The following is a 14779-nucleotide window of genomic DNA, read 5'->3' as shown; positions in this document are numbered from 1 at the left end:
GCGATCCCAGGCGCAGGCCCGTCCGGTCGGTGAGGGAGCCCGCGGTCGGTAGCGGCGCCGCGAACGCGAGGGTGTGGGCGGGGATGATCCGCTGTGGCCCGGACAGTCGGCGTCGCGGCCGCCGCCCCGGGGGACGGCTGAAGCCGCCCGCCGCGCCCGGGGGCGTGACGGGCGGCTCCGGGTTTCCGGTTCGCCGTCCGGGTCAGACGCGGGGGAGTGCCCCGAAGAAGACGCTGCCGGGCGAGTCGAGGTCCGGCGCGTAGTAGAACTCGCGGACCGCGCGGATGAACTCGTGGCGGCTGATCTCGCCGTCGCCGTCGGTGTCGAGGCGCGCGAACACCTCGCCGGAGGTGGGGGAGCCGAGCCCCCACACGTCGAGGTGTTTGGCGAACTCGGCCCTGCTGATGGTGTTGTCGCCGTCGGTGTCGATGATGTCGAAGACGGCGTGCGGCAGGCCCTCGACCATGTTCATGCGGCTGGTGTCGACCACGAGCGCGCGGGTGGCGGCGTGGTACTGCTCGCTGCTGAGACGGTCCTGCCCGTGGGCGTGCCGCAGCAGCTCCAACCAGTACATCTGGTACGCGGCCAGGAGCGCGTACGCCTTGCGGTCGTTCCGGTCGATCTTGTAGGCGGTCAGGTAGCGGTCCACGATCCGCCCGAGGTCGTTCCACTCGATGACGCCGTCGCTGTTCGCGTCCGTCGCCCGGAACAGCGCGTCCACCTTGAACGAGATCGGGTCCGCCGAAGTCATGGTCATCGTTCTGCTCGCTTTCGTCACGTTTCCAGGCCACCGCGTCCACCCCCGGCAGCACACCCATAGTACCCATATGACTACATAGCGCAATAACGCACCCCCCGAACAGGGCGCCTCCGCGGCTCTACGGGGTGCCGGAAGGCGCCGCGGGCGCGGGGCAGGTCCTGACGCCGGGGGTGATGGTGATGTCGAGACTGGGGGAGTTGAACACCCCCGGAATCTGCAGGTCCTGGATGTCGCCGGTGATCTGGTCGAACTTGGCGTAGCGGCCCTGGATGCCGAAGCGGTTCTGCGGGCTGTCGAGCGGGTTGGGAACGACGTTCCCCGAGGCGTCCCTGATCGTCGTCACGTCGGGGCCGTTGACGTTCAGGTCGACGACGCCGTCCATGTCCAGGGTTCCGTTCACGCGCTGGATGTCCATGACGACGTTCTTCGTGGTGATCTCCCAGGTGGCGGGGTCGGAGTCACCCAGCTTGATCATGACCGTGTAGGTCGCGCCGAGGAAGGACTGCCGCTGGGTCAGGCACAGGCCGTTGATCTGTCCGTTCGCGAAGCCCAACCGGAGCACGTGCACGGTCTTGGTGGTGCCGTCCGCCTGCTTGGCGGTCTGGTCCACCAGGGCGGCGCCGAAGTTCGTTCCGTAGACGCTGCTGGTGGCGACGTTGATGGAACCGCCCTGCACGACCAGGCCCGCCGCGAGGGCGCCGGTGGAGATCAGCGCGCCCAGGCAGCCGACCACCAGCGCCGCCGGAAGGAAGGCGCACAGGGCCACACCCCAGCGGGTGCCGTAGGAACATTCCTCGTCTTCGGTCATGGCGTGGTCACGGTCAGGCTGCCGGGCAGATGGACGGGGTTCTGGGTCTCGCTGAGCTCGGCGTGGTCGTCCATCGTGCGGATGGCGTAGATGTCGCCGATGAAGCCCGACGCGCCCGCCGTCAGCGGGATGAGGGAGCCGAAGAAGTTGAGCAGGCCCTGGATGCCGCAGATCTGGAGGATGACGGTCACGCAGAGCCTGCTGATGTTCCCCCACATGACGGTCGTCTGGGGCTTTCCGGCGCTGTCGGTTCCGCCGAGCGAGCCGTATCCGGGCACTCTGACCGTCACGGTCGACGTGCCGTTGTTGCTCGTGATGACGGTGTTGCTGTTGAGCGACAGTTTCTGGAACGTGTACCTGTTCGTCGTGACCGTCGTGTTGTCGGCGAGCCGGATGGTGACATTGGTGGTGACCGAGAGGTTGACGGCGGTGAGGCTGGCGATGGTGACGCGCATCGGTGCCGAGGCCGGCAGGAACGGTGTGTTCAGGGGCGCCGGCGCGGCGGCCAGCGCCCGCGCCTCGGACACCAGCCGGGTCGGCCCGAGGGCGGTGACCACCAGAGCCACAAAAAGCGTGATGACGAGAGAAATCGACCTCATCGGCCTGTCCTCGCCACCGGCCGCCCGCGGTTCGGCTTCTTCTTTCCCCAGGCGACCATCAGGGTGCCGCCGACGACGCCGAACAGCATCCCGAGCAGGAAGCCGCCCATGTTCGAGGTGACCAGCGACACCACCGCCAGGATCGTGCCGATGACGCCGAAGGTGTAGCGCTGGGACGGCGCCGCCCACGGAATCAGCCCGCAGAGGATCATGCCGCCGCCGACGAGCCATCCCGCGATCCCGTTGAACCCTGTCGTCACCGCGGTCTGGACGGGAGCCAGGGTGAGCCGCAGGATCATCCATCCGCCGAGCGTCAACCAGACCCCGCCCCAGAAGGGACGGCTGCGCCTGAACGCGCGGAACCACCGCCAGGCCCGGCCGAGGGGTCCCGTCGGCCGTGCGCGGCGCGTGGCGGCGCGCCGACGGCTCGGGCCCGGTGTGGCCGGGCGGGGCAGGAGGTCCTGCGGTTCCGTGTGAGAGGTCGTCACGTTGTCGCTCCAAGCGTTGTGGTGCCGCTCAGCAATGGGTCGCGCTCCCCGCGACGACGCTGAGTTCAAGTCCGGGCAGGCCGAGGGTTCCGGCGATCTCGGCGGTGTAGGCGGTGGCGTTGAGGCCGGCGATGCTCACGCTGCCCTGGGACGCGTCGAGTCCAAAACCGCCCGGGACGGCACCGGCGAGACCGGCGCCGCCGACCTTCACCTCGTCGGCCGAGGCGCCGAGGACGGCGTTGGTCAGCGAGGTGGCCGAGGCCTTCAGCCCGGTGGTTTCGAGGGAGAGGTTCGAGGCGTCGATGTCGGTGGTGAAGTCGGTGGGGGCGGTGGCGGCCACGTCCTGTCCCGCGGTGATGATCAGCGAGTACTGGAGGCCGGCGATCTTCTGGTGGACGATTCCGCACAGTCCCGCGAGTTGGGCGGAGGAGAAGCTGACGCGCGCCATGCCGATGTTGGTGGAGGTGGATCCGTCGGCGGCCTCGACGGTCGGTGTGTTGAGGACGGCGCCGAAGCCGGATCCGGTCACGCCGTTGGAGGTCAGCGTGAAGGCCGTGTTGGTGACGTTGAAGCCGGCGGCGAGGACGCCCTGTGCCATGAGGGAGCCGAGTCCGCCGATGGAGAGGACCGTCGGCAGGAGGAAGATCCCTGCGCGTCCCCATCGGGTTCCGTTCCTGACGTCGCGATCGGCGTCCGCCTGGAGGAGGGCGGTGTTCCAGTTCCGGAGCGCGGCGCGGGCGCGGTGGTATGCCTGCTTGGTGTGGGCCGACATGATCATTTGCTCGTCAGGTCCCTCGGTGTCGCGGGGGTGAGCACGGCGGGGGTGACGCGGCGGAACATGCGCCACTTGCGTTGCGGCTTGTTGGGCAGCCAGCCGAAGGCCATCGAGCCGCCGAGGACCGCCAGTCCCATGCCGACGAAGAACCCGCCGAGGTTCGTCAGCGGGAAGGAGACGACGCCGAGGATGCAGGTGATGACTCCGGCGACGTGCCGCTGGTCGGGCAGGAACGCCATGAACAGCGCCATCGCCATGAGGATGGCGCCGACGGCCAGGCCGCCCATGCCGCCGACGCCCACGTGGAGCAGCTTTCCGACCGGGGCGAGCGGGAGGTAGAAGATGACGAAGCCGCCCAGCGCCGTCCAGATCGCGGCCCAGAGGGGGCGTCGCCGCCGCCAGGCGCGAAACGCCAGGCGGCCTGTGCTGAGGGGGCTTTGCGCGCCCTTGGCAGGTGTGTTCATGGATTCTCTCTCAGGAGCTTGGCGGGCGTCGGGTGGCCGGAGGGCCTTCGGTCGGCTTGGTGTGCGGCGTAGGGTGAGCCGGGGGGAGGAGCCGAATGCGAGTCGGCTCCTCCCCCCGGGCGTCGTGCCGGGGGGTCAGCAGCCGCTGGCGGTCTGGCCGGCCCCGGTTCCCTGGGTGTCGCCGACGGCCAGCGCGATCCTGAGGTCGGGCAGGGTGATGGAGCCGCCGAGGGTGGCTCCGTTGGCGCTGGCCAGCAGGTTCTCGACGGTCGCCTGGCCGCCGGTCGCGGACAGGCCGAACGCTCCGGCGGCGCCGTCCTTGATTCCGGACGTTCCGCTGTTGATCGAGTCGGCGGAGGCGCCGATCGTGGTGGGTGGCGCGGTGCCCCCGGCGTTGTCGAGTGTCGCCTTGGCCGCGGTGACGGACTGGGCGTTGAGGATCAGGTTGTTGGCTTGGAGACCGGCCGCGCCTGACGCGAGTTGGCTGGCGGTGGCGCCGGTGGCGGGCGAGGAGATGTTGAGCGAGTAGGTTCCGAGATCCAGTCCGCCGATCTTGACGGACTGGGTGGCGTGGACGCAGATGCCGTCGAGTCCCGCCTTGGGGACGCCGACCTCGGCGGCCGCGCCGGTCGCGGTGTCGCCGTCGCTGCCGATGCCGGTCATGACGACGGCCATGCCGCCCGGTGCGGCCATCGTGTCCGAGGAGAGCGAGAACGGGACGTTGGTGAGGGACAGGTTCGCGGCGAGCGCGCCCTGCACCATGGCTGTGGCCATGCATCCGATGATCAGCATGGACGGGATACCGACGATGGCGCTTCTGCGCCATCTGGTCACGCCCTGAGCCTCCGCTGACTCCATGCGTTCCTCCATCCGCGATGTCCCGTGCGCTTTGCGCGGGACCGCCGGTCGCTCGGACCGGGTGCCGCCTTGAGGGCCCCCCGAACCAGCCGGTCGTCGGCTGGGCCTCCACAACGTGTCCGTAATGTGCCACGCGTCACACCGGTGCGACAAGAGTAATGTCTGTGCCAGTTGTAACGACTTGGGGCAAGATCTTGTCGATTCCGCGACACAAAGGGCTTCCGTGTCCGAACTCAGAACATGAACGTGTTCGGTTCCGGGTTGACGTTCGAGGATCGCCACCCGACATCAAGATCGCTTGCCGATGCCGGTCAAACCGGTGTTTCGCCACCGATCGCCCATGGAGTACGGTCATGGCCCCGGACGTTCGGAACCGTCGGGTCACCCGCGAAGACCGCGAAAGAGGATCGTATGAAGCACCGCGGGACGAGGGGGCGGATCGCCCCTCGGCTGCTCAAGGCGGGCGGCGCGCTCGTCGCGATCCTCACCGTGCTCGCCGCCTTCGCCGCCCTGGCCGTGACGGTGCTGAGCGTGCGGGTCGAGGGCCACAGCATGGACCCGACGTTGGCCGACGGCCAGCGCCTGTTCGTCACGCCGAACACCGCCGGCCGGACAGGCCGGTTCGACGTCGTCCTCCTGGAGGCGCCCGGCCGTGGCTCCCCCATCGTCAAACGCGTGATCGGTCTCCCGGGAGACCGGGTCATGATCGCTTCGGTTCCGGAGGACGCCCACCAGGTGCTGGTCCAGCCGGGCGGCGCCGGTGCGTGGTACCGGGTCGTCACGCCGTACCGGCCGAGCAGGGCGAACAAGATCAGTAACTGTTGCACCAGGGAAGGCGGCCGTTCCGGGGACCCCCGCGCACAAGTCGTGCCCGCGGGGCGCTTCTTCTATCTGGGCGACAACCCGGACGCGTCCGACGACTCGCGCACCTACGGATGGGGTGAGACGGCGACGGTCCGAGGGCGAGTGGGATTCCGGGTCTGGCCGCTGTCGGAACCTCGGGAGGTGGGGGGACGGCCGGTCCTGGAACTGGTGGAGAATCCCCCGCTATGACAGCGCTTTCGCTGGTTTGTGCGACGATGCCGTCGTGACCACGCACCAGTCAAGCGATCCCGCGATCCGCGAGCGTCGTCGGCCGCGGAACAAGTACGCGCAACAAGTGCAATCACGCATGAGGGAAGCGATCCTCGACAGTGTCGGCGAGCTGCTGAGCGAACGCCCCTGGAGCGTGATCCGGATGGCGGACGTCGCGGAACGCGCCGAGGTCAACCGGCAGACGATCTACCAGCTTCTGGGATCACGCGACGAACTCGCCCAAGCGTACGTGCTGCGCGAGACACAACGCCTGGTCACGACCGTCGTGGAGGCGCTCTGGCGCGAGTCCGGTGATCCGGCGGCCGCGATCGAGGCCGCGTTCGGCGTCTTCCTCGTGTCCGCGGCGACCAACCCCATCCGCAAGGCCGTCCTTGACCATGGCAGCGACGAGTTCCTGTCGCTGCTGTCCACGCACGGGGCGCCCGTGATGATCCTCGCCGGCGAGACACTGACGACCGCGATCAGGGAGATCTGGCCTTTCCTCGACCTCGCCGACGTGAACCTGGTCGTCGAGAACGGAATCCGGCTCGCGCTCAGCCACACCGCGCTGCCCTCGGGCACCCCGGAAGACACGGCCGCCGCCCTGGGCAGGCTCTTCCGCCCACTCATCCGCATCGCCGTCAGCGCCGCCCAGCCGACCGAGAGCCCGGAACCCGGCCTCTAGCGGCCGCGAACGCGGCAGGGAGAGGCGGGTCTGGCAGGCGTTTCGGTCGCCGGGCCTCCGGGGCGGCGTGCGCTGCCGGTGCCCCGGCAGGCCGGCGCCCGCGTCAGAAGGGTGGCCGGGAGACGGGGCCCAGGTTCAGCGGCGCGTTCGTCGGCCGGGCCGAAGGGCTGATCGACGCGGAGCGCGGCCGTGCGTCGATGGCGCGGGCCCGGCACGGGGTCGAGCGCGGGTCGCGGAGTGGGTGTCAGAGGGTTTTGAGGAGGTCGGGCAGGGTAAAGAGCGTGGTGATGTGGTGGGTGTCGGGCGGTGGGGTTGTGGTGGGTGTGCGGTTGAGCCAGATGCCGTGGAGTCCGGCGGCGGTGGCGGCCTGGGCGTCGAGGTCGAGGCGGTCGCCGACGTAGGCGATGTGGTGGGGTGGCAGGCCGAGGGTGCGGGCGGCGTGGTGGAAGGCGGCGGGGTCGGGTTTGGCGTGGCCTGTCTCGTCGGAGCAGGCGAGGAACTCGAAGTGGTGGCGGAGGCCGAGGGTGGTGAGTTTGCGGTGTTGGAGCGGGGTGGTGGAGTTGGAGAGGACGGCGTGGCGGTGGGCGGTGAGTGTGGTGAGGGTGGGTGCGGCGTCGGGGAAGGCGGTCCAGGCGGCTTCGAAGTGGGTGAGGTAGCGGGCGAACCAGGCGTCGGCTTCGGCGTCGGTGGTGCGCGGGCCGAGGTAGGCGCGGGCGCGTTCGCGGCGTTGTTCCTGGAAGGTGAGTTCGCCGGTTTCGAAGCGTGCGTAGGCGGCTTCGGTGAGGGCGCGCCAGCGGGTGAGGGCCGCCGTGTCGGCGGGGAGTCCCTGTTCGGTGAGGTGGCCGATGATGCCGTGCCGGTCGGCGGTGGTGTGGTCGAAGAGTGTGTCGTCGACGTCCCAGAGCACAGCTTTGATCATGGTTCGAGGGTAGCGTCGGCGGGTTGTTGGGTTTGTGTTTGGTGGGGTGGTTTGGTTCGTACAATCGCTGTTCATGGGGATCTGGTATGGGAGTGAGGTCGGTCGTCGGCTGGCGGGTGCGACGGCGGCGCTGGTCGTGGGCGCGGGTGCGGTGGCGGTGTTGGCGCCGCGGGGCGGCGGGTCGCCGGTGCGGGTCGCGGAGGGTGTGTCGGCGTCGGTGTACGCGTCGGCGGTGGGGTGGGTGGCGGGGTCGCCGTCGTGGGTGGGGCCGGTGTTGGAGGTCGCGACGGACGCGACGTTGATCGGCCTTGTCGTGCTGTACACGGTGGTGGCGTTCGTGACGCTGTTCCGGCGTGATGTGGTGGGGTTGGCGGCGTTGTCGCTGGTGGTGGTGGGGTCGACGGCGGCGTACGGGTTGAGTGAGGTGGTGAAGGTGGTGGTGGCGCAGGAGCGTCCGTGCCGGGTGGTGGCGGCGGAGGTGGCGGCGCACTGTCCGGCGGTGGGTGACTGGTCGTTTCCGAGCAACCATTCGGTGATCGCGATGGGGATCGCCGCGGGGCTCGCGGTGGCGCGGCCTCGGCTGGCGTGGGTGACGCTGCCGTTGGGGGTGGCGGGTGTGGTGTTGCGGGTGCTGGTGGGGGTGCACTATCCGCATGACGTGGTGGCGGGCGCGGTGTGGGGCGGGATGGCGGTGGCCGCGCTGATGCTGGTGTTCGCCGCGCCGTTGGGGCACGTGTACACGTTCGTTCTGACGCCGTTGTCGTTCTTCGCGCCGCGCGCGGGTGGGCGGCACGCGGCGGTGCCGGGTGCGCGGGGTGCGGTGCCGCACGCGGTGCGGGACACGGTGGTGGATCTGCCGGTCGTGCGGGACGTGCCGCGCCGTTGAGGGCGCGGCCGTCCTGCGGGCCCATCGGAACACGGTGCGGGTCAGCGGGCGAGGTGGCGGGCGATGACGAGGCGTTGGATCTGGTTGGTGCCTTCGAAGATCTGCATGACCTTGGTTTCGCGCATGAACCGTTCGACGGGGAAGTCGCGGGTGTAGCCGGCGCCGCCGAGGACCTGCACGGCGTCGGTGGTGACTTGCATGGCGTTGTCGGTGGCGACGAGTTTGGCGATGGACGCCTGGCGTCCGTAGGGGCGTCCCGCGTCTTTGACGCGGGCGGCGTGGAGGTAGGCGGCGCGTGCGGTTTCGACGGCGGCCGCCATGTCGGCGAGGAGGAAGCCGAGGCCCTGGTGGTCGATGATGGGTTTGCCGAAGGCTTCGCGTTGTTTGGCGTAGGCGACGGCGTGGTCGAGGGCCGCTTGGGCGACGCCGGTGGCGACGGCGGAGATGCCGAGCCGTCCCGCGTCGAGGGCGGCGAGGGCGATGGTGAGTCCTTGGCCTTCGGTGCCGATGAGGTGGTCGGCGGGGACGCGGACGTCGTCGAGGCGGACGGTGGCGGTGACGGATCCGGTGAGGCCCATTTTCTCTTCGGGTTTGTCGAAGGCGAGGCCGGGGGTGTCGGCGGGGATGTGGAAGCAGGAGATGCCGCGGCCGCCGTCGTCGCTGGTGCGGGCCATGACGGTGTAGAAGTCGGCGCGGCCGCCGTGGGTGGTCCAGGCTTTGGCGCCGCGCAGGGTGTAGTGGTCGCCGTCGCGGCGGGCGCGGGTGCGCATGGCGGCGGGGTCGGAGCCGGCGTGGGCTTCGGACAGGCAGTAGGCGCCGAGGGTGTCGCCGGAGAGCAGGGTGGGGAGCCATCGGTCGCGTTGGGTGTCGGTGCCGTAGGCGAACAGGGGGAAGCAGGACAGGGCGTGGACGCTGACGCCGACGGCGACGCTGGCCCACGCGGTGCCGATCTCTTCGAGGACCTGGAGGTAGGTCTCGTAGGGCTGGTCGCCGCCTCCGTGGGTGTGGGGGTAGGGCAGGGAGAGGAGTCCGGCTCCGCCGAGGAGGGTGAAGACGTCGCGGGGGAAGGTCTCGTCGCGTTCGGCGGTCGCGGCGCGGGGGAGTAGTTCGCGGGTGGCGAGGTCGCGGGTGAGGCGGAGGAGGTCTTCGGCTTCGGGGGTGGGCAGCAGGCGTTCGGCGGGCATGGGGTGCTCCTTTCCTGGATGGTTCGGACGGTACCACTGGCGGTACTGGGGAACTCGTTCTGGTACTGGGCGGGTGGTGGCTGGTAGCGTCCGGCTCATGGATGGTGCGGCCCGGCGTGAGGAGCTCGTCGCGGGGCTCATCGAGGTGTTCCTGGCGCGCGGGTTCCTGCGGCTGGGCGTCGCGGACCTGGCGGCGGCGCTGCGCTGTTCGAAGTCGACGCTGTACGTGGTGGCGGGCAGCAAGGAGCAGATCATCGTCACGGTGGTGCGGGCGTTCTTCCGGCGGGCGACGGGCCGGGTGGAGGCGGCGGTCGCGCGGGAGGGCGATCCACGGGTCCGGGTGGGTGTGTACCTGCGGGCGATCTCGGTGGAGCTGGCGGCGGCGTCGCCGGTGTTCTTCGCGGATCTGGCGGCGTTCGCGCCGGCCCGTGAGGTGTACCGGCGCAACACGGCGATCGCGGCCGACCGGGTGCGTGAGCTGATCGCCGCCGCGTCGCCGGGCCGGGACGCGGTGTTCGCCGGTGCGGTCGCGGGCCTGGTGATGGAGGCGGTGCACCGCGGTGACCTGCGGGAGCTGACGGGGTTGGACGACGCGGCGGCCTATCGTGCGCTGGCGGCGCTGCTGTTGGCGGGACCCGACGGCGGGTGAGGTCCGTGCGCGGAGGCGCGGCCTGACGGGGCCCGGTGCCCGCGGTCTCGGGCGGGCGGCGGCCCGCGTGGCGGGGTCAGAAGGCGTCGCGGAGGCCGGCGTCCAGGACGATGTCGCACAGCCGGTACATGTGGTCGCGGAAGAGGCGGCGGCCCTCGGGGTCGGTGGGGCCGAGCCGGTCGCCCGTGGGGGTGATGACGCCGCCGAACAGGAATCCGTACACGGCCCAGGTTTTGAGGTTGACGAACAGCTGGTAGGCGGGGTGCCACATGACCTCGGGTCCGAGGATGCCGCTGATCCGCTGGTAGATCGGGTTCCAGAAGCGTTCTTCGACGTCGGTGAGGTCGGCGGCGTCGCCGAGGCCGCGGTGCTGCCAGATCGCGAGTTCGCGGGGGTGGGCGAGTTCGAACTCGATGAAGATCGTGAGTGAGGTGTAGACGCCTTCGGCGTCGGCGGTGTGGGTGGACTCGATCTCGTCGAGCATGCCGTTCTGGGCGCGGAAGTAGCGTTGGAGGATCTCCAGGTAGAGGCCGCTTTTGCCGCCTCGGGCGGTGAGGACGTCCGGTTGGACGCCGGTGGCGTCGGCGATGAGCCGGGGGGAGACGGCGTCGTAGCCGAGTTCGGCGAACAGCCGCAACGCCACGTCGCCCAGCGGGTCGCGCTCCGTCGCAGTGCCCATGCTGCACACCGTAGGCGAGGCCCCTTCACGCCCGCCCCGCCCCCACGAAGATCTTCACTGACCACCCACGGCGGTGATCCTGGTGTGGGGTCAGGGGGAGTCGGACCAGCCGGGGCCGAGGGTGGGGACCTGGGGGCGTGGGCGGCGCGGGAGGAAGGGTGACGGTTCGGGGAGGAGGAGTAGGAGGTCGGTGGGCCGGTCGGAGTGGGCGGCGACGTCGGCGGCGAGGTGTTCGGTGAAGGCCGACGGGTCGTGGGAGGCCAGGCGGGGGACGCGGGTCGGGAACGGGTAGGGGTGTTGGAGGGCCGTGACGCCGCCGGAGTACAGCAGGAGTCCGTCGCCGGGCGCGAGCGGGATCCACGTGGGGGTGTACCAGCCGGGTTCCATCGCCTGGAGGCCGAGCGGCAGCGCGGCGGGCACCGCGCACGGCTCGGCTCGTCCGTCGGCCCGCACGACGACGGGCGGGGCGTGCCCGCAGGAGATGACCTCGGCGTCCAGGCGGGCCGGGTCGAACTGGACGAGGGCCGCGCTCGTGTACTCCTCGCCCCGGTCGGACAGGAATCCGTCGATGCGGAACGCGATGCCGGCCAGGCTCGTCTCGTGCATCGCCAGTTCGAGGAAGCCGCGCAGCACCTCACCGAGGAGCGCGCCGCGGTCCCGGCCGACGGGGTGGGCGGCGATCGCGCGCACGCCGAACGGCGAGTGGATGACCTCGCAGCGGGACCGGCGCGCGTCGGGCGGGGTGGTGGTGCGTGCGCGTTCCACCCGGACGGATCCGCAGTGCGAGGACGGGGCCGACTGCGCGTCGAAGGGTTCCACTGACCGCCTCTCGTGACCCTGTCGGGTTCTCATCCTAGCCGTGGGTGAGGCGATGCGCGCGAAGAGCGAACAAATCCCCGATGCTCGGAGTATCGTCGCAATTCCGCAATGTCACCGGTGAGCGGAGCATCGCATGGGCACAGAGGCGTACGGGCGTCGCGGCAACATCTCCACCGATCTGTCCAGTTTTGTGGGGCGCGCGGGTGAGCTCGCCGCGATCGAGGAGGCGCTGCGCACGGAGCGGCTGGTCACGCTGACGGGCGTCGGTGGTGTCGGGAAGACGAGGACGGCGCTGGAGGCGGCGGCGCGGGTCTCGGACGGTTTCCCTGACGGCGTGTGGGTGGTGCGGCTGTCGCAACTGCGTGACGGCACCCTGCTGCCGCATCTCATCTGCCGGGAGATGCGGTTGCAGGACCAGACGACCCGGCCGATGGTCGAGGTGCTGGCCGACCGGCTGGCCGGGGCCCGCTGCCTGCTGGTCCTGGACGGGTGTGAGCATCTCCTGGAGCCGTGCGCGATGATGATCACGGTGCTGTTGGGTGTCGCGCCCGGCGTGCGGATCGTCGCGACCAGTAGGCAGCCGGTCGGGGTGCGGGGTGAGTCCCGGATCGCGTTGGAGCCGCTGCCCGTGGGCCGGGAGGCCGTCCGGCTGTTCGCGGATCGTGCCGCCGCCGTCTCCCCGGCCTTCGCGCTCACCGACGAGACCCTCCCGACCGTCGTGGAGGTCTGCGCGCGGCTGGAGGGCATCCCGCTGGCGGTCGAGCTGGCCGCCGCGCTCGTCGCGGACCTGCCCGTCGCCGAGCTGACCGCGCGGATCCAGGACCGGTTCGGGCTTGAGGCCGGGCGTCGGCGGGCGGGCCAGGCGCCGCCGCACCACGAGGCGCTGTGGACGACGATCGGGTGGAGCCACGAGCTGTGCACGCCCCGGGAGCGGCTGCTGTGGGCGCGCCTGTCGGTGTTCGCCGGGTCCTTCACCCTGGAGGCCGCGCAGCGGGTGTGCGCGGGCGGTCCGCTCCCGGCCGACGACGTCCGGGCCACGCTGGGCGCGCTCGTCGACAAGTCGCTGGTGAAGGCCCGCGACGGCCGGTACACGCTGCTCGACACGATCGCGGAGTTCGGCGCGCACTGGCTGCGTGATCTCGGGGAGGAGCGGGCGTCGCGGCTCGCGCACCGCGACCACTACCGGGACGAGGCGCGCCGGGCGTTCGGCCGGTGGTTCGGCCCCGAGCAGGCCGATCTGGCGCGCGGGTTCGCCCGTGACTTCGCCGACCTGCGGGTCGCGTTGGAGACGTGTTTCACCGAGCCGGGTGACGCCGCGCTGGAGCTGCTGGGCGGGCTGTGGTTCTTCTGGTACTGCTGCGGGCACCAGCGTGAGGGCCGCCACTACTTCGAGCGGGCTCTCGCGCACGACACGGCTCCGGGCTACCACCGGATGCGGGCCGCGTGGGCGTATGGCCTCGTCGTCCTCGCCCAGGGCGACATCGACGCGACCAACCACGCGATCGGGATCTGCACGGCCGCCGCGCGGGGTGAGGACCGTCCTCCGCACGGTGTGTCGGCGCGTGCGGCGGCGTACCTGGCGGGTACCGGCTGGTCGATCCGTGGTGACGCCGACCTGGCGATGACGCTCGTCGCGCCGTTCGACGCGCTGCCCGAGCCGGGCGGCCCGCACGAGGCCGAGGGGATGGCGGAGGCGACGGCGCTGATGGTGCAGGCGTGCGTGTCCTACATCCACATCGTGCGCGGCGACTATCCGGCGGCGATCGGTTTGGCCGAGTGGATCCGGGGTGAGGGGGCGCGGCGCCGCGAGTTCAAGTACCGGTCGTGGGGCGACTACATCTGGGCGTTGGCCGCGCTCGGCACCGGCGACCTGCGTACCGCCGTCGACCATGCCCGCCAGGCGCTGGAGGCCAACCGGCAGCTCGGCGACTACTGGGGCATGGCTTTGGTCCTGGACTCCCTGGCCCTGGCCTTGGCGGGCCTGGGGGAGTTCGAGCAGGCCGCGACGGTCCTGGGCACCGGCGAACAGGCCTGGCGCGCGACCTTCGGCACCGCCCAGTTCGGCTCCCCCGAACTCGCCGCCGCCCGCCGCACCTGCGAAACCCAGATCCGCACCGCCATCGGCGACCCCTCCTACAAAAAAGCCTTCCTCCACGGCCTCGAAACCCCCCTCACCCCCACCCCAACCACCATCTAACCCACCACACCCGCATTGGCGAACTCACCGGCGTCCATCGTGCTATCCAGGCGGCCGAGCGCCCTTTCAGCACGTTGAGCTGCCTGTGTTCGGCCGCGCGCCGAATGCGTTGCCGAGCGTTTTCCGCCTTTCCGTCGCCCACCCCGCCTGCCTTTCGCCTTCGCCGTGAACGAGCGGGGTCTCCACGCGGCTGAGGTGGACTTGTGCTGCTTCGACACCGATCTTGTTGACGGCCGTGGGAGCCCGGTCCGCCTTGATGAATCCGATATGACCTGTTACCAGTTCATTATCGGATCTACTTATATCGATCGATGGGTCGCCGCTTAGGGGCGTTCTGTGCTGCTATGATACGGCGGTGCGCATATCGGATTCCGAACTCAGGTTCGCGGCGCGTGTCGGTTTTGTGGTTGTTATTCTGATGCTCGCGATGACTGGAGGCTGTGCCTACCTCTTCTTCCGGTCAGAGCAGGTGTTGCGCGACGTGGCCCAGGATCTTCTTCGGGGTATCGCCTCGGGTGATTCCGCCACGGCCTGCCACGCCCTCTCCCGCAAGGGCGAGGAAGCGCTGCTCGACCGGGCGAACGACCTGGTCGGCGGACGGAAGTCGGCAACGTGCGAAGAGGCCGTGATCGCGATCTATGAGTCCCTTTCCGAGCAGCAGCGGTCTGCACTGTTGTCGGTGGAGATGACGGCGATCCCCAAGAAACACCAGGCCGGAAGCGCCGCGACCGCTCGGCTCCAGGAGGCGAACGCGCTGGACATCGCCTCCATGGAGCTGCGCAAGATCGATGGCAGGTGGATGGTGGCGGAGTTCGCCTTCGGCTACGAGCGACCGGACTCCGCCGACTGACCCCCGCGCCGGTCGCCGCCAGACCGTCTCATCCAGCCGGTGAAGAACGCGGTGAGGGTGGGGATTGGGTCCTCTCAGGGGGGTG

At 70.3% G+C, this 14779-nt stretch carries 17 protein-coding genes; 6 read left to right on the top strand and 11 right to left on the bottom strand.

Features of this window, described 5'->3' with window-relative positions:
- Nucleotides 1-202: 202 nt before the first annotated feature.
- The 7 genes from LO762_RS21725 to LO762_RS21695 all read right to left on the bottom strand — a co-directional run bounded on the left by LO762_RS21725 (nt 203) and on the right by LO762_RS21695 (nt 4668).
- A complete protein-coding gene (locus LO762_RS21725) occupies nt 203-757 on the bottom strand; it encodes an EF-hand domain-containing protein (RefSeq protein WP_230617698.1) in 555 nt (184 codons plus the stop codon).
- Between the two features lie 121 nt (nt 758-878).
- On the bottom strand, nt 879-1568 hold the full coding sequence (locus tag LO762_RS21720; protein ID WP_230617697.1) for a DUF6230 family protein: 690 nt from the start codon (nt 1566-1568) through the stop codon (nt 879-881).
- Nucleotides 1565-2167, bottom strand: coding sequence for a hypothetical protein (locus LO762_RS21715; protein ID WP_230617696.1), 603 nt, complete (start codon nt 2165-2167; stop codon nt 1565-1567). The genes LO762_RS21720 and LO762_RS21715 overlap by 4 nt, the downstream gene beginning before the upstream one ends.
- On the bottom strand, nt 2164-2655 hold the full coding sequence (locus LO762_RS21710; RefSeq protein WP_230617695.1) for a DUF6114 domain-containing protein: 492 nt from the start codon (nt 2653-2655) through the stop codon (nt 2164-2166). The genes LO762_RS21715 and LO762_RS21710 overlap by 4 nt, the downstream gene beginning before the upstream one ends.
- 28 nt (nt 2656-2683) lie before the next feature.
- Complete coding sequence (locus tag LO762_RS21705) at nt 2684-3433, bottom strand: DUF6230 family protein (protein ID WP_230617694.1); 750 nt, start codon at nt 3431-3433, stop codon at nt 2684-2686.
- Entirely contained in the window at nt 3430-3894 is a 465-nt protein-coding gene (locus LO762_RS21700; protein ID WP_230617693.1) for a DUF6114 domain-containing protein, read from the bottom strand. The genes LO762_RS21705 and LO762_RS21700 overlap by 4 nt, the downstream gene beginning before the upstream one ends.
- A gap of 135 nt (nt 3895-4029) precedes the next feature.
- Nucleotides 4030-4668 (bottom strand): hypothetical protein, encoded by a 639-nt coding sequence (locus LO762_RS21695; protein ID WP_230617692.1) that lies wholly within the window; start codon nt 4666-4668, stop codon nt 4030-4032.
- Between the two features lie 495 nt (nt 4669-5163).
- Between LO762_RS21695 and lepB the strand changes: the two genes are divergently transcribed.
- Both lepB and LO762_RS21685 read left to right on the top strand, forming a co-directional pair.
- Entirely contained in the window at nt 5164-5805 is a 642-nt protein-coding gene (lepB, locus tag LO762_RS21690; protein WP_230617691.1) for a signal peptidase I, read from the top strand.
- 118 nt (nt 5806-5923) lie between these two features.
- Nucleotides 5924-6511: a TetR/AcrR family transcriptional regulator gene (locus LO762_RS21685; protein ID WP_230617690.1), complete on the top strand. Its 588-nt coding sequence runs from the start codon at nt 5924-5926 to the stop codon at nt 6509-6511.
- Nucleotides 6512-6755: 244 nt separating this feature from the next.
- Here LO762_RS21685 and LO762_RS21680 read toward each other — a convergent pair whose 3' ends face one another.
- On the bottom strand, nt 6756-7430 hold the full coding sequence (locus LO762_RS21680) for an HAD family hydrolase (RefSeq protein WP_230617689.1): 675 nt from the start codon (nt 7428-7430) through the stop codon (nt 6756-6758).
- Between the two features lie 73 nt (nt 7431-7503).
- Here LO762_RS21680 and LO762_RS21675 point away from each other — a divergent pair, with 73 nt between their 5' ends.
- A complete protein-coding gene (locus tag LO762_RS21675; protein WP_255687594.1) occupies nt 7504-8316 on the top strand; it encodes a phosphatase PAP2 family protein in 813 nt (270 codons plus the stop codon).
- A gap of 41 nt (nt 8317-8357) precedes the next feature.
- Here the strand turns inward: LO762_RS21675 and LO762_RS21670 are convergent, their stop codons facing one another.
- Entirely contained in the window at nt 8358-9500 is a 1143-nt protein-coding gene (locus LO762_RS21670; RefSeq protein ID WP_230617688.1) for an acyl-CoA dehydrogenase family protein, read from the bottom strand.
- A gap of 97 nt (nt 9501-9597) precedes the next feature.
- On the opposite strand from LO762_RS21670, the gene LO762_RS21665 reads away from it, so the two are divergent.
- On the top strand, nt 9598-10149 hold the full coding sequence (locus LO762_RS21665; RefSeq protein ID WP_230617687.1) for a TetR/AcrR family transcriptional regulator: 552 nt from the start codon (nt 9598-9600) through the stop codon (nt 10147-10149).
- Nucleotides 10150-10225: 76 nt separating this feature from the next.
- Here LO762_RS21665 and LO762_RS21660 read toward each other — a convergent pair whose 3' ends face one another.
- Together LO762_RS21660 and LO762_RS21655 are read right to left on the bottom strand one after the other, a co-directional pair.
- The gene (locus LO762_RS21660) at nt 10226-10828 is read right to left on the bottom strand and encodes a TetR/AcrR family transcriptional regulator (protein WP_230617686.1); all 603 of its coding nucleotides are present in this window, start codon (nt 10826-10828) and stop codon (nt 10226-10228) included.
- Between the two features lie 90 nt (nt 10829-10918).
- Nucleotides 10919-11593 carry a PP2C family protein-serine/threonine phosphatase gene (locus LO762_RS21655; RefSeq protein WP_230617685.1) on the bottom strand — a complete coding sequence of 225 codons (675 nt, stop codon included), beginning with the start codon at nt 11591-11593 and terminating at the stop codon, nt 10919-10921.
- A 187-nt stretch (nt 11594-11780) separates the two neighbouring features.
- Here LO762_RS21655 and LO762_RS21650 point away from each other — a divergent pair, with 187 nt between their 5' ends.
- Nucleotides 11781-13844, top strand: a complete 2064-nt coding sequence (locus tag LO762_RS21650; protein WP_230617684.1) for a hypothetical protein — start codon at nt 11781-11783, stop codon at nt 13842-13844.
- Nucleotides 13845-14199: 355 nt separating this feature from the next.
- Nucleotides 14200-14694 (top strand): hypothetical protein, encoded by a 495-nt coding sequence (locus LO762_RS21645; protein WP_230617683.1) that lies wholly within the window; start codon nt 14200-14202, stop codon nt 14692-14694.
- The last annotated feature ends 85 nt before the right edge of the window (nt 14695-14779 follow it).

It is taken from the genome of Actinocorallia sp. API 0066 (assembly GCF_020991275.1).
In the GTDB taxonomy this organism is placed as follows: domain Bacteria; phylum Actinomycetota; class Actinomycetes; order Streptosporangiales; family Streptosporangiaceae; genus Actinocorallia.
Note: the sequence above shows the minus strand (reverse complement) of the source record. Positions and strands in the feature narration are given on the sequence as shown.